The sequence below is a fragment of the Nostocoides jenkinsii Ben 74 genome, from assembly GCF_001046875.1.
Classification (GTDB): Bacteria; Actinomycetota; Actinomycetes; order Actinomycetales; family Dermatophilaceae; genus Nostocoides_A; species Nostocoides_A jenkinsii.
This window is the reverse complement of sequence record NZ_HF571038.1, coordinates 152360-171367: the sequence shown is the minus strand read 5'-3', so window position 1 is coordinate 171367 and position 19008 is coordinate 152360. Positions and strand designations below refer to the sequence as shown.

General features: G+C 68.0%; 17 protein-coding genes. 8 read left to right on the top strand and 9 right to left on the bottom strand.

Annotated features, from left to right (window positions below):
• Nucleotides 1-8: 8 nt before the first annotated feature.
• From dop to BN13_RS00755, 3 genes are read right to left on the bottom strand one after another with little or no spacing between them, the layout of a single operon-like run.
• Nucleotides 9-1541, bottom strand: a complete 1533-nt coding sequence (dop, locus tag BN13_RS00765) for a depupylase/deamidase Dop (protein ID WP_048543616.1) — start codon at nucleotides 1539-1541, stop codon at nucleotides 9-11.
• Between the two features lie 47 nt (nucleotides 1542-1588).
• The gene (locus BN13_RS00760; RefSeq protein ID WP_048543615.1) at nucleotides 1589-2230 is read right to left on the bottom strand and encodes a vWA domain-containing protein; all 642 of its coding nucleotides are present in this window, start codon (nucleotides 2228-2230) and stop codon (nucleotides 1589-1591) included.
• 43 nt (nucleotides 2231-2273) lie between these two features.
• Nucleotides 2274-2657 carry a hypothetical protein gene (locus tag BN13_RS00755; RefSeq protein WP_048543613.1) on the bottom strand — a complete coding sequence of 128 codons (384 nt, stop codon included), beginning with the start codon at nucleotides 2655-2657 and terminating at the stop codon, nucleotides 2274-2276.
• A 154-nt stretch (nucleotides 2658-2811) separates the two neighbouring features.
• On the opposite strand from BN13_RS00755, the gene BN13_RS00750 reads away from it, so the two are divergent.
• The 4 genes from BN13_RS00750 (at nucleotide 2812) to BN13_RS00735 (ending at nucleotide 6480) form a co-directional block, all read left to right on the top strand.
• Nucleotides 2812-3789 (top strand): ribose-phosphate diphosphokinase, encoded by a 978-nt coding sequence (locus tag BN13_RS00750; RefSeq protein WP_048543612.1) that lies wholly within the window; start codon nucleotides 2812-2814, stop codon nucleotides 3787-3789.
• A 908-nt stretch (nucleotides 3790-4697) separates the two neighbouring features.
• Nucleotides 4698-5075, top strand: a complete 378-nt coding sequence (locus BN13_RS19510; protein WP_162199891.1) for a hypothetical protein — start codon at nucleotides 4698-4700, stop codon at nucleotides 5073-5075.
• A 38-nt stretch (nucleotides 5076-5113) separates the two neighbouring features.
• The gene (gene ligD, locus BN13_RS00740) at nucleotides 5114-6079 is read left to right on the top strand and encodes a non-homologous end-joining DNA ligase (protein WP_048543608.1); all 966 of its coding nucleotides are present in this window, start codon (nucleotides 5114-5116) and stop codon (nucleotides 6077-6079) included.
• Nucleotides 6080-6276: 197 nt separating this feature from the next.
• Nucleotides 6277-6480: a hypothetical protein gene (locus tag BN13_RS00735; RefSeq protein ID WP_048543607.1), complete on the top strand. Its 204-nt coding sequence runs from the start codon at nucleotides 6277-6279 to the stop codon at nucleotides 6478-6480.
• Here the strand turns inward: BN13_RS00735 and BN13_RS00730 are convergent.
• From BN13_RS00730 to BN13_RS00715, 4 genes are all read right to left on the bottom strand, one after another.
• Nucleotides 6477-6734 (bottom strand): TolB-like translocation protein, encoded by a 258-nt coding sequence (locus BN13_RS00730; RefSeq protein WP_048543606.1) that lies wholly within the window; start codon nucleotides 6732-6734, stop codon nucleotides 6477-6479. The genes BN13_RS00735 and BN13_RS00730 overlap by 4 nt on opposite strands.
• A 781-nt stretch (nucleotides 6735-7515) precedes the next feature.
• Complete coding sequence (gene arc / locus BN13_RS00725) at nucleotides 7516-9147, bottom strand: proteasome ATPase (RefSeq protein WP_048543605.1); 1632 nt, start codon at nucleotides 9145-9147, stop codon at nucleotides 7516-7518.
• Nucleotides 9148-9239: 92 nt separating this feature from the next.
• Nucleotides 9240-10241, bottom strand: a complete 1002-nt coding sequence (locus BN13_RS00720) for a tRNA (adenine-N1)-methyltransferase (RefSeq protein ID WP_048543603.1) — start codon at nucleotides 10239-10241, stop codon at nucleotides 9240-9242.
• Between the two features lie 42 nt (nucleotides 10242-10283).
• The gene (locus BN13_RS00715; RefSeq protein ID WP_048543602.1) at nucleotides 10284-11390 is read right to left on the bottom strand and encodes a site-2 protease family protein; all 1107 of its coding nucleotides are present in this window, start codon (nucleotides 11388-11390) and stop codon (nucleotides 10284-10286) included.
• Between the two features lie 314 nt (nucleotides 11391-11704).
• On the opposite strand from BN13_RS00715, the gene BN13_RS19060 reads away from it, so the two are divergent.
• The 3 genes from BN13_RS19060 (at nucleotide 11705) to BN13_RS19055 (ending at nucleotide 16042) form a co-directional block, all read left to right on the top strand.
• Nucleotides 11705-11938, top strand: coding sequence for a hypothetical protein (locus BN13_RS19060; protein WP_157038360.1), 234 nt, complete (start codon nucleotides 11705-11707; stop codon nucleotides 11936-11938).
• Nucleotides 11939-11995: 57 nt separating this feature from the next.
• Complete coding sequence (gene metH, locus BN13_RS00705; RefSeq protein WP_235433888.1) at nucleotides 11996-15712, top strand: methionine synthase; 3717 nt, start codon at nucleotides 11996-11998, stop codon at nucleotides 15710-15712.
• Nucleotides 15713-15814: 102 nt separating this feature from the next.
• Nucleotides 15815-16042 (top strand): hypothetical protein, encoded by a 228-nt coding sequence (locus BN13_RS19055; RefSeq protein WP_157038359.1) that lies wholly within the window; start codon nucleotides 15815-15817, stop codon nucleotides 16040-16042.
• Between the two features lie 11 nt (nucleotides 16043-16053).
• Here BN13_RS19055 and BN13_RS00700 read toward each other — a convergent pair whose 3' ends face one another.
• The gene (locus BN13_RS00700; RefSeq protein WP_048543596.1) at nucleotides 16054-16737 is read right to left on the bottom strand and encodes an HAD family hydrolase; all 684 of its coding nucleotides are present in this window, start codon (nucleotides 16735-16737) and stop codon (nucleotides 16054-16056) included.
• Nucleotides 16738-16854: 117 nt separating this feature from the next.
• On the opposite strand from BN13_RS00700, the gene BN13_RS00695 reads away from it, so the two are divergent.
• Nucleotides 16855-17700 (top strand): PAC2 family protein, encoded by an 846-nt coding sequence (locus BN13_RS00695; protein WP_048543595.1) that lies wholly within the window; start codon nucleotides 16855-16857, stop codon nucleotides 17698-17700.
• A gap of 61 nt (nucleotides 17701-17761) precedes the next feature.
• Here the strand turns inward: BN13_RS00695 and mshC are convergent, their stop codons facing one another.
• Entirely contained in the window at nucleotides 17762-19006 is a 1245-nt protein-coding gene (gene mshC / locus BN13_RS00690) for a cysteine--1-D-myo-inosityl 2-amino-2-deoxy-alpha-D-glucopyranoside ligase (RefSeq protein ID WP_048548671.1), read from the bottom strand.
• Nucleotides 19007-19008 lie beyond the last annotated feature (2 nt).

The following is a 19008-nucleotide window of genomic DNA, read 5'->3' as shown; positions in this document are numbered from 1 at the left end:
ACCCTATGTCACGCCGGGTCGCCCGCGGCGGCAAGGGCGGCGATCAGGGCGGCCACGTCGGGCACCTCGTCGAGGAGGTCCCCAACGGCGGCGCGAGTGCCCCGCAGCGGCTCCATCATCGGCACCCGGTGCAGCGCCCGACGGCCGGGAATCTCGACGATGATCGAGTCCCACGAGGCGGCGACGACTGATTCGGGAAAGCGCGCCAGGCAGCGGCCCCGGAAGTAGGCGCGGGTGTCCTCCGGCGGTGCGGTGACCGCCCGGAGCACGTCGCCCTCGGGGATCAACTCGGTGAACCGTCCGGCGGCTCGGAGCTTGTTGAACAACCCCTTGTCGGGGCGGACGTCGGACCACTGGATGTCGATCGCCTTCAGCTTTGGCGAGGTCCACTCCAGCATCTCTCGGTCCCGATAGGCCTGTAGGACCTGGAGTTTGGCGACCCAGTCGACCTCGCGAGCGGCCGTCATCGGGTCGCGCTCAAGCTTGGTGAGGACGTCCTGCCACCACGTCATCACTTCGGCCGTATGCTGCTCGCCCCCCTCCCCGGTCGCCTCCAGTCGCGCCTGGCTCATCTCGAAGTAGCGCCACAACAGCTGGACCGCGGTGAGTTTGCGCCCGTCGGCGAGTTCGAGCAGTGTGGTGCAGCTTGGGTCGTGCGAGATCTCCTGCAAGGTGGCGACCGGGTGGCGCACGGTCAGATCGTCGGTGACGGCGCCCGCCTCGATGAGGTCGAGGACCAGCGAGGTCGTGCCGAGTTTGAGCAAGTTGGCGACGTCGCAGTGGTTGGCGTCGCCGATGATCACGTGCAGGCGGCGATAGCGATCGGCGGTCGCGTGCGGCTCGTCCCGGGTGTTGATGATCGGCCGTTTGAGCGTGGTCTCCAGACCGACCTCGACCTCGAAGAAGTCGCTGCGCTGGGCGATCTGGTAGCCGGGTCGCTGACTGTCGGTGCCGAGCCCGACCCGCCCCGAGCCGCACATGACCTGGCGCGCGACGAAGAACGGGGTCAGATGCCGGACGATGTCGGCAAAGGCCGTGCTTCGACGCATGAGGTAGTTCTCATGCGTGCCATAGGAGGCGCCCTTCCCGTCAGCGTTGTTCTTGTAGAGGTTGACCCCTGGTGGGGAGGCGGCCAACCGCGCGACGGCTTCGCGCATGACGAGCTCCCCCGCCCGGTCCCAGGTGACAGCGCCGCGGGGCGTGGTCACCTCGGGTGAGCTGTACTCAGGGTGGGCGTGATCGACATACAACCTCGCGCCATTGGTGAGGACGACATTGGCGAGGGTCGGATCGTCGCCGTCGCCCCACTCGTCCGTGAGTTGGGAGGGGTGAGCGACGCCGCGGCCCATCTCGAAGCCGCGCGCGTCCCGAAGCGGCGCCTCGTCGGCGTAGTCCCACGAGCCGCGGGCAGCGCGGATGCCGTGGGCCGCGGCATACGCCGTGACGACCTGCCCGGACAGCACCATCGGATTGGCGTGCGGGGCGCCGGGCAGGGAGATGCCGTACTCGGTCTCGATGCCCATCACCCGGTGAACGCCCATGCGCCTCACCCTACGGGGGGCGTCCGACAGCCCCCCTTTGTGCCTCGCTAACTGCCCGCCGCGGTGCGCTCCTGATCGGTGTAACCACGCAAGGCCGCAGCCGGTGCAGCCTTGCGTGCGCGCCGCAGGTCACCGACCATCGAGCCCGCCGCCGACAAGGCCTCAACCGCGTTGGCGCGGCTGTAGGTCAAGGCATTGTGCGTCGCGATGCCGATGGACGCCCCCACCTCGATGGCGTCCTGATCGGCCCCCATATAAAGGAACTGCCAGTTGTAAGTCTGCTCCTGCTGCTCGATCAGGGCCTTCACCGCCGCGTGGGTCCACTCGCGGCTGGCGTTCTCCTGACCGTCGGTCATGATCGCCACCACGACGGTGCCGGGACGCTGCCTCTCGGGCAGGGCGCTCAGTGCGGCCCCGGCGTCAGTGATCAGCCTCCCGGTGGCGTCCAGCAAGGCCGTCATTCCGCGCGGCTGCAGATCGAGTGTCGGAACGTCGGCCACCGACCGGTCCCGATAGACGACCTCGTAGCCGTTGTCGAACTGGGCCAACGTGACGCGGCAGTCCCCTGCGGTCTGGCGCTGCTCGGCGATGAACGCCGCGAACCCGCCGACGGTGTCGGCCTTGATCGACTCCATCGAGCCGGAGCGGTCGAGCAGGAAATAGATGTGCGTGCGGTTCGGGTCGGTCATGTCGTTGTCCTTCGGGGTTCGGATCGGGTTGGGGTGGCTGGTGTCAGGTGCGACGGCGGGGCTTGAAGCGCAGGGGTTGCTGCGTGGGGGGAGCGGTCGCCGGCGCGAGCCCGCGCTCGGCGTCGTAGACCGCCCGCCGCACGCCCTCCGCGGTCACCCGGCCGGCCTCATTGGCGTATGCCGCAAGGGCATCCGTCCGGGCTAGCCGCGGACCAACGGCGTTCTCGGTGAGGCCGGCCGCGGCACCCGCGGCGCGCAGCGACGCCCCCTCCTGCAGGACGCTGGTCGCGAGGGCATCGTCGATGAGGCCGGTGAGGAGGTCCGCGGCGGCACGAAGCTCGGGCAACGCCGCGCTCGCCTCGGCGCTCTCGGCGGCGTCGAGGGAGGCGCGGATGGCGGCATACGCATCGGAGTCCGGGATCGGCATACGACCATTATATCCGCAGATAGTGCGGTTGCACAAGAAATGCGGCACCGCAGATAGTAGGGTTCCGGGGTGCGGGACGCCCGGGCGGATGCCGGGGTGCGGGCGCATTAGGCTGGTGTCGGCAGCGAGCAACCGACCGCAAGGGAGCGCCCGTATGCGGGAGATCGTCGTCTTCTCCGGCAGCAATCACCCCAGCTTGGCTCAGCGCATCTGCGAGGAACTCGCGGTGCCGCTCTCCCCCAGCCACACCACGCGGTTCAGCAACGACTGTCTGCAGTCGCAGTTGCTGGCCAACTGCCGGCAGCGCGATGTCTACATCATCCAGCCGGTCGCTCCGCCGACGCAGGAATCCCTGATGGAACTCCTGATGATGATCGACGCGGCCAAGGGCGCCAGCGCGGCGCAGGTGACGGCGGTGATCCCCCACTTCGCGTATGCCCGTTCGGACAAGAAGGACGCGCCCCGCATCTCGGTCGGCGGCAAGCTAGTGGCCGATCTGTTGGCGGCCTCCGGGGTCGACCGCATCCTGACGATGACGCTGCACGCGCCGCAGGTGCACGGATTCTTCTCGATGCCGGTGGACCATCTGACGGCGATCGGGATCCTGGCAGAGCACTTCCGCGGCTGGGATCTGAGCGATCACGTCGTCGTCTCGCCGGACTTGGGCAACGCCAAGACCGCGACACAGTTCGCGCGGTTGCTGGGTCTGCCGGTGGCGGCCGGGTCCAAGCAGCGCAAATCCGACGACGTGGTGGTGATCGACGCGATCGTGGGCGATGTGGCCGGCAAGCGGGCGATCGTGCTCGACGACGAGATCGCCACCGGCGGCTCGATCGTGGAGTTGCTCGATCGGCTCAAGGACTTCGGGTGCACCGAGGCGGCCGTGGCGTGCACGCACGGGCTATTCCGCGGGGCCGCAGTCGAGCGACTGTCGACGCACCCGATGATCAGCCAGGTCGTCACCACCGACACTGTGGCGCCGCCGAGCGACTGGCCGCAGCTGCACGTGCGCTCGGTCGCGAAGCTGTTTGCCGAGGCCATCTCGCGGATCCACTCCGGCACGTCGATCTCGACCCTCTTCGACGGGGTTGACCCCACGCACGCCCCGCCCCAGCCGAGCCTCTTCGCCTGAGCCCGCCGCACGGGCATACGGGTGGTGAGGCCTTTGCGACCGCGTGAGGCTTTTGTCGCAGGTGGTGAGGCTTTCGTGCCCGCGTGAGGCGTTATAGCCCCTCACGCCGTCACGAACCCCTCACTGGTCGCTAAGAAAGCCTCACGGGGGCGAGAAAGCCTCACCACCTTCGGCTTCGAGTTATCCCCAGGCTGCGCACCCCAGGTCGAGGCGTCGTCCACAGGCCGGCACCGCGAAGATTGCCGGACCCACGGCCGCCGGGACACTCTCAACGCATGTTTGGACCGCCCCCGCCTGCTGCCTTCGACCCGAGCCAACTCGTGCGGGGCTCGGACCTTCGCCGTATGGGGATCGAGCCAGCTCGCGCCGGATGGGTCGGTGTGCGCCGTGGCTTCTGGATCCGCCAAGTGGACTTCGACAGCCTCACGCCGCTGCAACGCCATGCGGCGCTCGTCCACGCGGCCAACCGGGCCATCACATCTGCCGTCGAACCCGTCTTTTGCGGCCCCTCCGCAGCGGCGCTGCAGACGCTGCCTCGCATCGGTCCTTGGCCAAACGCGGTCAGACTCCTCGCTGACCCAAGCCAGACGGACATGCGGCGACAGCGCGGCGGCTCTGGTCCAGCCAGCCGACGCTCTGGGGCCTGTCCGACCTGTTGGCTCATTCACGACATCCGCTGCACGCCGCCGGCCCGGACCGTGATCGATCTTGCGCGATTCGACTCTCTGGAGAACGCACTTGTGGCCGCCGATCACGTGCTTCGGCACCAACTTTGCGATCCGGACGCCCTCACCGCCGAAGCGGCCGGACTAGCCGCAGGCCAACCTGGCAGGCGCCCTGCGCTGCTGACCGCGAAGTTGGCCAACGGCCTGGCGCACTCGCCTGGTGAATCAGTCTCCCGACTGCGAATGTTCCGCCTGAACCTCCCCAAGCCCGAGCTGCAGGTGCCCTTCAACGACGCTGACGGCCTGATCGGCTACGTGGACTTCTTGTGGCGGCGACGCGGGAAGCGCCCGCTGGTGGGCGAGTTCGACGGCAGGGTGAAGTATCGGCTCGGGGGCCTCACCTCGCAGACCGATATCGAGCGCACCCTGTGGGAGGAGAAGCGGCGCGAGGACCGACTCCGGAAGCAAGCAGACGTCGTGCGCTGGACCTGGACCAGCGCGATCGATGCCAGCCGGCTGGGGCGGGAGCTCGCGGCATACGACATCACCCCCGGGGCCGCGGGGATGGGTTCGTGGCTTGACGGTCGCTCGGCCCCCGAAGTGTGGGGGATGGCCGGATGACCTGACCAGCAACGTCGTCGGTCGCCTACGGTGGGGCCGTGGCCAAGAAGGGTGAGTTCGGCGAACCGGTAGTGCTCGACGTCGAGGGCTTCGACGTGAAGTTGTCCAGCCCGGACCGGGTCTATTTTTCCGAGCGCGGCGAGACGAAGCTCGACCTGGCCAACTACTACTTGTCCGTGGCGCCGGGCATCGTCAACGCACTGCGGGACCGGCCGTGCATGCTGCACCGCTTCCCTGATGGCGTGGCCGGGCCCAAAGTTCACCAGAAGCGACTCCCCCGCGGCGCCCCTGCTTGGGTGGAGACGGTGCGGCTGCACTTCCCCCGCTACGGCCTGCACGCAGACGAACTTTGTGTCACCAAGGCCGCCGATGTGCTCTGGGCGGTCCAGATGTCCACCGTCGAGTTCCACCCCTGGAACAGCCGGCGGGCCGACACCGAGAAGCCGGATGAGTGGCGAATCGACCTCGACCCGATGCCGGAGGCCCCCTTCTCCCGGGTCCGCACCGCCGCAACCGTATGCCGCGACCTCCTCGCCGAACTCGGTGCCGTCGGCTTCCCGAAGACCTCGGGCGGACGTGGGTTGCATATCTATGTGCGGATCGCCCCCGACCACAGCTTCGGCGATGTGCGTCGAGCCGCGCTGGCGTTCGCCCGGGAGGTCGAGCGGCGCCTCCCGGACGATGTGACAACGACCTGGTGGCGCAAAGATCGCGACCCCGCCGCGGTCTTCGTCGACTACAACCAGAACGCCCGCGACCACACGATCGCCGCGGCATACTCGGTGCGCGGCAACGCCAAGGGGACCGTCTCGGCGCCCATCACTTGGGATGAGATCCCGAACGTCGAACCCGACGACTTCACGATCGCCACCATGCCGGAGCGCTTCGCCCGCCTCGGTGACCTGCATGCCGGGATCGACGACGCGGCATACGACATCGCGCCGTTGCTGGATTGGGCCGAGCGGGACGAGCGCGCTGGGACCGAGACCCCTCCCGAGGACTGAGCCCACGCCCAACGCCCAACGCCCAACGCCCCACGCGCGAGCCCAACGCCACGGCGGACGCAATACCCTGCGCCGGACGCAATAGCTACTGCGTCCGCCGCCAGCTATTGCGTCCGCTCAGCCAAAGACCGGGGGTGACAGTCCTCATAGCGGAACGGTGCTTGAACTTAGGTGAGCCTAAGTTAAGCTCCCGAGGCATGGGCAAGAAGGCCGGCAAGCCGACCACCATCAAGGTGCGCAAGAAGTGCTGCCGCAAGAAGCTCCGGTGCAAGAAGTGCCCGGTCGTGCTCATGCGCCTGGGCAAGATGGGCTACGCCGAGCCCGCCAAGGGTGAGAAGCGGCTGTTCAGCGTCGAGGCCAATGTGCCCAAGAAGGCCATGCTGGTGGCCCGCCAGCGCTAGCTATTCCAGTCCAAGGGCCGGGCGCCTCGCAGCACCAGCCGCGTAGAGGTTCCGTTGATGTCCGTGATCCACATATCGGCGTAGCGCTTGTCGTACAACACCCAGCGCCCATCCGGCGAAAACACCGGCAAGTCGGCGCCGTTCGGGAAGTCACCGGGTCCATCGAGTGGCGTGATCTGCTTGCGATGGCCACCCTGCGGATCGGTGCGAATGATCGCCGCGGCGCCCTCGACATCGCGCGCGTCCTGCCACACCAGCCGCCCCCATCGGGCGACCAGTCCGGGAACGCCAACCGGCCCGCCACAGCGGTGACGGACTGCCCCGTGCCGGCGCTCACCACGAGCGGAAGCACCTTGGAGGGCGCGTCGTCATAGCGGCACGCATGCTGAAGGGCGAGCCGGTTGAGGTGCGGATGCCATTTCGGGCCGAGATCGGCGTCGCTCGACGCCCCGGCGCAGGCCCCGCGGGTGGGGTTCACGCGCCCAGCCAGGAGCACCTTGGGCTTGCCGAATGGCCGCCCTGACGATCGCCACTGAGCACGAGCTGAAGTCAACCGCGCACGACTGATAGGCCAAGCGGGTCCCATCGGGTGACCACGTTGGGTGCTCATCGAACCGCGTCCCCGCCGTGACACGCTTTTTCTGCGTGCCTGCGGCCGTCATCGTGTAGATCGTCGAGACTCCCGACGCGTACGTCGTGTAAGCGATCCGTCGTCCGTCGGGCGACCAGTCGGCGCCGGTGACCCGCTCAGCCAGGTGACGGCGCGCCGTCCCGTCGGGCCGCGCGGCATACAGGTCACCCCCGAGAGCGATCAGGACCTCTTCCCCGGGTATGCCGCGTGCCGCCTCCGGAGTCGACATCGCGGGAGCTGGCCTCGCCTGGGCGACCCCAACCCCACCCCCAACAACCCCGACCCCGAGCAGGCCGAAAGACAAGGCAACTGCGGACGCCAAAACACGGCTACGAGGAGCGCTCATGCCGGGCCAGACGCCTCGGCGCCCCCCAAGGTTGCCATAGCCGCCAGTGGCGGTGACCCTAGAGGTATTGGCCCGTGTTGCTCACCGTGTCGATCGTGCGGCCCGGCTCGGTGCCCGACTTGGTCGAGACGAGGGTGCGGACGTAGATGATCCGCTCGCCCTTCTTGCCCGAGATGCGCGCCCAGTCGTCCGGGTTGGTCGTGTTGGGGAGGTCTTCGTTCTCCTTGAACTCATCTACGCAACTCGCCAGCACATGATCGACCCGGATGCCGCGCTGCCCGGTGACCAGGAAGTCCTTGATCGCTGTCTTCTTAGCCCGGTCCACGACGTTCTGAATCATCGCCCCGGAGTTGAAGTCCTTGAAGTAGAGGATCTCCTTGTCACCGCCGGCGTAGGTGACTTCCAGGAACCGGTTTTCCTCCTGCTCGGAATACATCCGCGTCACGGCCGCCTCGATCATGGCCTCCACGGTCGCTTCCGGCGACCCGCCGTTCTCGGCGAGGTCGTCGGCGTGCAGGGGCAGGTCGGCGGTTAGGTACTTGCGGAAGATGTCACGCGCCGACTCCGCGTCGGGCCGCTCGATCTTGATCTTCACATCGAGCCGACCGGGCCGCAGGATGGCCGGGTCAATCATGTCCTCGCGATTGGTCGCGCCGATGACGATGACATTCTCGAGGCCCTCGACCCCGTCGATCTCGGCCAGCAACTGCGGCACGATCGTCGTCTCGACGTCGCTCGACACGCCAGAGCCACGGGTGCGGAACAGCGAGTCCATCTCATCGAAGAAGACCACCACCGGGGTGCCTTCGCTGGACTTCTCCCGAGCCCGGTGGAAGATCAGCCGAATGTGCCGCTCCGTCTCCCCGACGTACTTATTGAGCAACTCGGGGCCCTTGATATTGAGGAAGTAGCTCTTGGTGAGCTCCTTGCCTTCCTTCTCGGCGACCTTGCGCGCCAGCGACGCGGCAACCGCCTTGGCGATCATCGTCTTGCCACAGCCGGGCGGCCCATAGAGCAGCACACCCTTCGGCGGCTTCAACTGATGCTCGGTGAACAGGTCCGGGTGCAGGTAGGGCAGCTCGACCGAGTCGCGGATCGCCTCGATCTGCCCGCGCAGGCCACCGATGTCCTCGTAGGAGATGTCCGGCACCTCTTCCAGGACGAGGTCGGCGACCTCGGCCTTCTCAATGCGCTCGAACACAAACCCCGAGCGCGCCTCCAGCAGCAGGGCATCCCCGACGCGAACCGAGCCGGGCGGGATCGAGCCGGCCAGGCGGCATACGCGCTCCTCATCGGCGTGGGCGACCACCAAGACGCGGTCGGGCTCGATCAACTCCTTGACGAGCACCACCTCGCCGACGCGCTCGAACCGGCCCGCCTCCACCACATTGAGGGCCTCGTTGAGTCGCACATCGCGCCCGACCTCCAGCGTCTCCGGCGCAACCGCCGGGCTGACCGCGACATGCATCTTGCGCCCGCCGGTGAGGATGTCGGCGGTCCCATTGCCGTGGTTCTCCAACACGATGCCGTATGCCGCGGGGGGCCCCGCGAGGCGATCCACCTCGGCCTTGAGGGTCACCAACTGCTCGCGTGCGTCCTTAAGGGTGCGCACGAGTCGGTCGTTCTGCGCCGACATCGTGGCAAGTTGCGAGCGCAGGCGTCGCTCCTCGACGCTCAGCTCATCGGCCATGGACGACCACCTTCACCAGTCGGGGCGCCGCGCTTCCCGCTGCGTCCGTCAACTCGACCCTAACGCGCCGCACCGACAACCCCCCGGCGATTTCAGTCGGCGATCCGACAACGATCGGGTTGCAGGCCGCTCACGGCAAGGGCAACGCGCGCGGCGCGCCGAACCCGCTTGGCGCTCGGCTCGTGCTGGCCGAAGTCCGCATCGGTCACGCTTTCGATCTCGTCCGGATCGTTGGTATAGCCCCCGGGCCGGCGCTTCCGCAGCGGCGGCGCAAACCCAGGCGCCAATCGCCGCGCGCTGATCAGGAAGCCCGTATGCCCGTGCATCCGGTGCTGCGGCCGCACCGCCAGCCCCTCGAGGTGCCAGCCACGGACGATCGACTCCCACGCCTGCGGCTCGGTGTAGCCGCCATGCTCCCGCATCCCCTCGGCCACCCGGGACAGCTGCGTGGCGGTGGCGACATAACAAATCAGCACTCCGCCGGGCAGCAGCGCGTCGGCGACCACGTCCAGACACTCCCAGGGCGCGAGCATGTCCAGCACGACCCGATCCACCGAGGCGGGCTCGACCGCGCTCGGCATCGACTCGACGAGATCGCCCACGGTCACCGTCCATGCCGGGTGATCCATGCCGAAGAACACGCGCGCGTTGCCCTTCGCGATCTCAGCGAAGTCGGCCCGCCGCTCGAACGAATGCAGCCGCCCCTCCTCCCCGATCGCGCGCAGCAGCGACATCGACAAGGCACCCGACCCCACGCCGGCCTCGACCACCACGGCCCCAGGGAAGATGTCGGCCATCTGCACGATCTGGCCCGCGTCCTTGGGATAGATGACAGCGGCCCCTCGCGGCATCGACATGACGTAGTCCGAGAGCAACGGCCGGATCGCCAGATATTGCGTGCCCGCCGTGTTGGTGATGGTCGATCCGTCGGGGGCCCCGATGAGGTCGTCGTGCTGCAGGAAGCCTCGGTGCGTGTGGAATTGCTTGCCCTCGGCCAAGGTGATCGTGTGCATCCGGCCCTTGGGGTCGGTCAGTTGCACGCGCTCACCCGGCCGGAATGGCCCGCGCCGCAGGCCCGCATCGATCGCCGTCATGAGATCGAAGACTAATCGTGCCCGCCGACAGCGATGCGCCGGCTATGGCTCACCGAACGCCTGGTTGACCCGGGAGGCCGTCAGCACGCCCAACAGCCGGCCGCCCTGCGTGACCGCGACGATCCCGCTCGGCAACCCCGCGAACGCCCCGAGTGCGCCCTGCAACGGCCCGTTGGGGTCGGTCTCGAGAACCCACCCCTCTGGCTGGGCCACGCTCACGGCCTCTACCGGCGTATGGTGCGCGCCCTCCTCCTGCGCCGCCGTCAACGCCGCGGCATCCACCAGGGCGACGGGCCGGCCGCTCGCGTCCACGACAACCGGCGGCAGCCCCGTCGGGATCTCGGCGACGGTCAAGCGGGAGTCAACGGCAACGACCGGAGTCAGGACGTCGACGATCCGCACCCCTTCAATCTGCCGAGTCGCCTTCCCCCAACCCACGGCCTGCCGGGCGCCTTGCCACAGGAAGTACGCGATCAGCAGCCCCCACATGGTCCCGAACCCGGGCCGGTGACCCGCCAGCAGCGGGCGGCCAATGACCCACCACAGCACCACCGCGGCAATCGCCAAGCCGCAGTAACCCGCGACGGTCCGGCCGCGCGCACGCGAACCGGTGATGCGCCATACGAGAGCCTCGACGACCTGGCCGCCGTCGAGGGGAAGCCCAGGAAGGAGGTTGAACAGGGCGAGGACACCGTTGAGGTAGGCCATCGCGTCGACCAGACCCGCGGGAATCCCCGACTCCATCCCGCTGGCGACGCTGCGCGCGACGCCCCAGATCACGAGATTGGACGCCGGACCCGCCAACGCAATTATCGCGCTGGCACCCGGCCGGGCCCGCGACACATCCAGCGCCGTATGCCCGCCCCACAGGTCCGCCACGACGCGATGCACCGGATAGCCAAACGCCCGAGCCGTCGCGGCGTGGGCCGCCTCGTGCACCAGAACCGCGACCAACAACAACAGGGCGTATGCCGCGCCCACCCCATACGCGGCAGCCGGGCTGAGATCCTCCCGGCTCTCGGCGACCTGCGGCCCGATCAGGACCATGATGATGACGGCCAGGATCAACCAACTCGGGCCGATGTAGACCGGGACCCCGCCGATTCGGGCGATTCGGATCCCGGCCGGACGGTCCGCGTCGGTCGACATGGCTCGCAACCTATCCCACGGTCACCCGTGGCCGGAGATCGTGGATACCTCCGCCGAGGCCCCGGGCCGGAGGGGCGGCACCTTGCGGCGGCGGAAGCGGACGGGTCCCCAGGACAATCGTTGACTCGGGATCGTCGCGGAACCTGGCCAGTCGGAACTCCTCGGTGAACTCCGTCCCGTGCGCTTCACCGCGGACGCTTACGTGCGGATAACCGGGGCCGAATGGCTCGCTGACTGAATACGTCAAGCCCGAGAAAAGAGCGCGCGCGAATTGAGCCTCCAGGAACTCGCCGGCGCTCAACTCTCCCGGCTGGATGAACGTCGCCGCCGCGGCACGGTCACCCGCGTTGACCGCGGCGAAGAAGTCGCTAAGCACCTGTTCGGGCGACGCCGGGCGGGTGAGCGCCCATCCCCCGCACGCAGCGAGCAATGCCGTCAAGAGGACGATCACTCCGGCCGCAGGGGCGCTGCGTCGAGGTGAGTTCTCCAAGCGCACCACAGTGCTGCTTTTGTCGATCCGGATCTCGGAGAAGGGCTGGGTCGGATGATCACTGCGGCATGGCACGAACTGAGCTCAGAGGCTGAGACGACGCATAATGGCGCCCATGCCTGTGCGCTCCGACGCGACCGCCGACCTGACCGCGCTGCTCCGCGACCGGTTGCTCGTCATGGACGGCGCGATGGGCACGATGATCCAGCGGCATCACCTCGGCGAGGCCGACTTCCGGGGCGATCGGTTCGCCGATTGGCCGAGCGATCTGATCGGCAACAACGACCTCCTCAGCCTCACTCAGCCGCAGATTATCCGCGAGATTCACGAGGCCTATCTCGCCGCCGGTGCGAACCTTATCTCCACCAATACCTTTAACGCCCAACGGATTTCGCTCGCCGACTATGGCATGAGCGAGCTGGCATCCGAACTCAACCTCGCCGCTGCCACGCTCGCCCGCGAGGCCGTCGACTCCGCCCTCGCCGCGGACCCGACGACGCCGCGCTTTGTCGTCGGCGCGCTCGGGCCGACGAACCGCACCGCTTCCATCTCCCCCGATGTCACCGACCCCGGGGCCCGCAATATTTCGTATGACGAATTGGTCACCGCCTATCGGGAGCAGGCCGAGGCCCTCGTCCAGGGGGCCGTGGACGTCTTGGCTGTCGAGACGATCTTCGACACCCTCAACGCCAAAGCCGCGATTTTCGCGCTCGAAACCCTGTTCGAGGAGCACGCGCGGCGCTGGCCGGTGATCATCTCCGGCACGATCACCGACGCCTCCGGCCGCACGCTCTCCGGCCAGACCACCGAGGCGTTCTGGCACTCCGTGCGGCACGCCCGGCCGCTGGCGGTCGGCTTCAACTGTGCCCTCGGTGCCGACCAGATGCGGCCGTTCGTCGCGGACCTGGCCCGCGTCGCCGACACCTTCATCTCCTGCTACCCCAATGCGGGCCTGCCCAATGCCTTCGGGGAGTATGACGAGACCGCCGCCCAGACGTCGGCCGCCCTTGCCGAGTTCGCGGGCGCCGGCCTGGTCAACCTCGTCGGCGGGTGCTGCGGGACCACCCCGGAGCACATCGCCGCGATCGCCGCCGCCGTCGAGGGGGCGGCACCGCGCGGCATACCGAAAATCTCCCCGGCCATGCGCCTGTCGGGACTCGAGCCCCTGACGATCGACGAGGACTCCCTTTTCGTCAATGTCGGTGAGCGGACGAATATCACCGGGTCGGCGCGGTTCCGCAAGTTGATCCAGGCCGAGGACTATCCCGCCGCGCTGTCCGTCGCCCGGCAGCAGGTAGAGGCCGGCGCCCAGATCATCGACGTCAACATGGACGAAGGCATGATCGACGGGGTGGCGGCGATGGACCGCTTCCTCAAACTCATCGCCTCCGAGCCCGACATCTCCACCGTTCCCCTGATGATCGACTCCTCCAAATGGGAGGTCATTGAGGCCGGACTGAAATGCGTCCAGGGCAAGCCGATCTTGAACTCCATCTCGATGAAGGAGGGCGAGGCGGCATTCGTCGCCCAGGCGAACCTCTGCCGCAAATATGGCGCGGCGATCGTGGTGATGGCCTTCGACGAGACCGGGCAGGCCGACACCTTGACGCGGCGGCGCGAGATCAGCAAACGGGCGTATGAGGTGCTCACCACCGACGTGGGCTTCCCCGCCGAGGACATCGTCATCGACCCCAATATCTTCGCCGTGGCGACCGGCATCGAGGAGCACGCGCGCTACGGGATCGACTTCATCGAGGCCACGCGCTGGATCAAGGAGAACCTGCCGGGGGTCCTGATCTCGGGCGGCGTCTCAAATGTGTCCTTCAGCTTCCGGGGCAACAACCCCGTGCGCGAGGCGATCCACGCGGTCTTCCTGTTTCACGCGATTGCCGCCGGCATGGACATGGGCATCGTCAACGCGGGCGCCTTGGTGGTCTATGACCAGATCGACCCCGAGCTTCGGGACCGGATCGAGGACGTCATCCTCGCCCGTCGTGACGACGCCACCGACCGGCTGCTGGAAGTCGCCGAACGGTTCAATGTCGCTGCGGCACAAGATGATGTGGCATCTCCGGAGTGGCGGACGCTGCCCGTCGCCGAGCGCATCACACACGCGCTGGTCAAGGGCATCGACGACTTCGTCGAGGCCGACACCGAGGAGTTGCGGGTCGAGATCGCGCAGCGTGGTGGTCGCCCGCTGGAGGTCATCGAGGGCCCATTGATGGACGGCATGAATGTCGTCGGCGATCTGTTCGGGGCGGGCAAGATGTTCCTGCCGCAGGTAGTCAAATCGGCCCGGGTGATGAAAAAGGCTGTCGCCCATCTCATCCCGTTCATCGAAGCGGAGAAGAAGCCCGGCGACGCCGACCGCGCCAAGGGCCTGATCGTCACCGCGACGGTCAAGGGCGACGTCCACGACATCGGCAAGAACATCGTCGGGGTGGTGCTGCAGTGCAACAACTATGAGGTGCACGACCTCGGGGTCATGGTCCCCGCCCAGAAGATCCTCGACACTGCCAGAGACCTCGGCGCCGATGCGATCGGGTTGTCCGGGCTGATCACGCCGTCCCTCGATGAGATGGTGCACGTGGCCTCGGAGATGGAGCGCCAGGGCTTCGAGATTCCGTTGCTGATCGGCGGCGCCACGACGTCCAAGGCCCACACGGCCGTAAAAGTGGATCAGCGATATCACGCGCCAGTGGTTTGGGTGAAGGATGCGTCGCGCTCGGTTCCCGTTGTCGCGCAACTGCTTTCGCCCGAGCACAAGCCCGCCCTGGTGGAGTCGATAGCCGCGGACTATGACGCGATCCGGGTCCGGCACGCCGCCAAGAGTGGCGACCGTCCCCTCCTGTCGTATGCCGCGGCCGTCGCCGCCGCCCCACAGGTCACCTTCGACGCCGCAACGGTCGCCCAGCCGGTGTCGCCGGGGATTCACGAGTTCCTCGACTACGACCTCGCCACGCTGCGCGAGGTCATCGACTGGTCGCCCTTCTTCGCGGCGTGGGAGTTGCGGGGACGCTATCCCGACATCCTTAACAACCCCGCTTCCGGGGAGGCGGCCCGCCGGCTCTTCGCCGACGCCCAGGACATGCTCGATCGGATCATCGAGGAAAAGTGGTTGCAGGCCAACGGAATCGTCGGCATCTTCCCGGCCGCCCGGGACGGCGACGACACGATTGTGTATGCCGATTCCACCCGCACCGAGGTCCGCGCCCGGCTGCATCACCTTCGCCAACAGGGCCAACATCGAGCCGGCATTCCCAACCGGAGCCTGGCTGACTTCATCGCCCCGGCCGAGGCCGGCCTCGGTGACCACATCGGCGCCTTCGCTGTCACCGCTGGTCTCGGTGCGGCCGAGCGCGTGCTGGCTTTCAAGGCCGAGCACGACGACTACAACGCCATCCTGGTGGAATCCTTGGCCGACCGGCTGGCCGAGGCCTTCGCCGAGCACCTGCACCGGGTGGTTCGCACCACCATCTGGGGGTATGCCGCCGGTGAGAACCTCGATAACGAGGCCTTGATCGCGGAGCGTTATCGCGGCATACGACCGGCACCGGGGTATCCCGCCTGTCCCGATCACACGGAGAAGCAGGCGATCTGGGACCTGCTGGACGTCGAGTCGGCCACTGGGATCGAACTCACCGAGTCGATGGCGATGCGGCCCGGAGCCGCAGTCAGCGGCCTCTACTTAGCCCACCCGGACGCCGCCTACTTCGTCGTCGGCCGCCTCGGTCGCGATCAGGTCGAGGCGTATGCCGCGCGCAAGGGCTGGCCCCTGCACGAGGCCGAGCGCTGGCTCGGGGCGAACCTCGGCTACCACCCGGAAGACTGATCCGCGCCGGCGCCATTGGGGCGGGTAGTAACATCCGGTATGCCGCTCGCGGCGCCTCGGCCGACATCCGTCTGGGCCAGGACAGCTACCGAAGGGGTCACGATGAGCTTTCGTTCCACCACCACCGTGCGTCGCGTATCTGGCGCTGCCGCAGTGCTTTTCGCGGCAGGACTCATGGCGGCACCCGTTGCCGCGGCCAAGCCGCAGCCGATCAAGTTCGGGACTACTCAGGATGTGAGCGGCGGCAAGATCAAGTTCGGTCAAGGCGCCGATGCGCGCGGCAAGATCAAGTTCGGCTCCGACGACGGTCGGATCAAGTTCGTCCGCTGACCCGCAGCGGGTCAGGCCGAGACGGCCACCGAGCGGGCCAGCTCGCCGAGGCGTCGCGTGTCGAGGCCCACCAGGCCGTCGATCTGTTTCGCGCCCGTGATCTGCGGGACGGCCACGGTGTGCGGGACGGCGATGGTCGGCATACCGGCGGCGACGGCCGAGCGGACCCCCGTGCCGGAGTCTTCGATGGCGATGCAGTCCGCCGGGGCGACGTCAAGCGCTGCCGCCGCCGCGAGATAGGGCTCCGGATGGGGCTTGCCGTGCTCGACGTCATTGCCGCAGATGACCACCGCGAAGGTCTCCGGCGCGAGGTTGTCGAGGACGGCATTCGCCAATGACGTCCACGACATCGTCACCAGCGCACAGGGCACCTGGTGGCGCTGCAGGTCATCGAGGAGTTCGAGCGCGCCGGGTCGCCATGGGACGTGCTCGCGAACCCGCTCCACCACTGCAGCCAACAAATGGTCGACGATCTCGTGCGGCGTGAGCGTGATCGGTGAGTTGGCGATCATGAATTCTGCAGTCACCAGCAACGGATTGCCGACGACCGAGTGCGCCAGGTCGTCATTCCACTGGCCGCCGTGGGCGGCGACGAGGTCGTACTCCGCGTCGATCCAGTAGGGCTCGGTGTCAACCAGGGTCCCGTCCATGTCCCACATCACGGCGGCAGGCAGATCCGCTTCCTTCGCGGCCATACCAACCCCCTCCCTGAGCGCGGACGAACAGCCGCGAGTGTAGGCGCAACCTCCCGCCCACGCCGGGAGCGGTCGTAGGGTGGGCGCCATGACGTTCTGCGGAAGCCGGTGCGCCACATGATCGAGCTTGACGACCTCCCCGAACTGAGGGACCCGCTGATGATCGTGGCCTTCGAGGGTTGGAATGACGCCGGCGAAGCCGCCAGCGACGCCGTGGCGCACCTGACCGTGATGTGGGACGCCGAGGCTGTGGCCGCCTTGGACCCCGAGGACTACTACGACTTCCAAGTGAACCGTCCACGCGCCATCCTCGACGACGGGCAGCGGCGCATCCAGTGGCGTACGACGCGCATCCTGCTGGCACGCCCCCCGGAGCTCGGGCGCGATGTGCTGCTGGTCAGCGGCATCGAGCCGAGTTTCCGGTGGCGCGCGTTCACCGTCGAGCTGATGCAATATGCCCAGGACGCCGGCGTCAGCGCCATCTACGTCCTCGGCGCGCTGATGGCGGACGTGGCGCACACCCGCAACATCCCCGTCACGGCCACGTCGGAGGACGAGCGCACGTTGCACCGCCTCGACCTCGAACGCTCGACGTATGAGGGGCCCACCGGCATCGTCGGCGTGGTCGCCGATGCGGCGCATCAGGCCGGGGTGACCACGGTTTCACTCTGGGCAGCCGTGCCGCACTACGCCGGGCACGCGCCCTCCCCCAAGGCGACATTGGCGCTGCTGCAACGACTTTCGACGGTGCTGGGTCATCCGCTCCCCACGGCGGACTTGGTCGATGAGGCGGCAGAGTGGGAACGCGGCGTCAACGAACTCGCCAAAACCGATGACGAAGTAGCCGAGTACGTCGAGGCGCTGGAGGAGGCCCAGGACACCGCCGACCTCCCCGAGGCGAGCGGTGACGCGATCGCCCGCGAGTTCGAGCGCTACCTGCGCCAGCAGCCCGACGAGTCCTGACCCACACCGCACTCAGAAACGCGGGGCGGCGCAGTCCGAACCCGAGGCGGCGTAGTCGGGACTAGACGCGCACGCCGAGCAGCGCGTCCAGCGCCCGAGCGACCAGCCCGGGGGCGTGCGCCTCGCCGGACTCCGCCGCCACCGCGCCAGCCGCCCACTCATCGACCACCGCCAGCGCGCGCGGAGTGTCGAGGTTGTCGGCTACGGCCGCGCGGATCGCCTCCACAACGCCCTCGGCGGCCGGGGCCTCGTTCACCGACAACCCGGCGCGCCAGCGCGCCAACCGCTCCTGCGCCGCATCCAGGTCGGCGCGGGTGAAGTCCCAGGGCACGTCATACCGGTGCGCCAGCAAGAGGAGCCGAATCGCCATCGGGTCGATCCCCTCGGCGCGCAGCCGCGAGACCAGCACGAGGTTGCCCTTCGACTTGCTCATCTTCGCGCCGTCGAGGCCGACCATCTCCTGGTGGACATAGGCGCGGGCGAAGTCCTGCGACACCGCCTCCGCCTGCGCCGCGCTCATCTCATGGTGCGGGAAGACCAGGTCGCTCCCGCCGCCTTGGATGTCGATCGGCAGCCCCAGTTTGGCGTCGGCGATGGCGGTGCACTCGATGTGCCAGCCGGGCCGTCCCGGGGTCAGCCCTTCCGGCGACCACGACGGCTCGTCCACCCGGGCCGCGCGCCACAGCAGCGGGTCGAGCGGGTCGCGCTTGCCGGGGCGATCCGGATCGCCGCCCCGCTCCCGGATCACGGCGTCCATTTCGGCGCGCGACCAGCCACTGACCTCCCCGAAGGCGCTGGCCGCGGCCAGGTCGAGATAGATGTCGGCGCCGGACGCGGTGTCGTCGGACACCTCATACGTCACGCCGGCATCGACGAGCCGGCGCACCGCCGCGGCGATGAGATCGATCGACTCGACCACCCCGACCAGTTCATCGGGCGGCAGGACACCGAGAGCAGTCATGTCCTCGCGGAAGAGCGCGATCTCTGCGGTGGCAAGGTCCTGCCAGGCGAGCCCGTCTCGCTCGGCCCGCTCCAGCAGCGGCTCGTCCACATCGGTGACGTTCTCGACATACCGGACGTCAATTCCGTTGTCCCGCAATGCCCGACCGATGATGTCGAAGGTCACATAGGTGGCCGCGTGGCCGAGGTGAGTCGCGTCATACGGGGTGATGCCACAGACATACATCCGAGCGGTGCCGTCGGTTCCGGTGATGGCGACCAACGACTGCGACGGGGTGTCGTGGAGCCGGAGCGGGTGGCCCTCACCTGGGATCGCGGGCAGGTCGAGAGCGGGCCACGTATGCACGC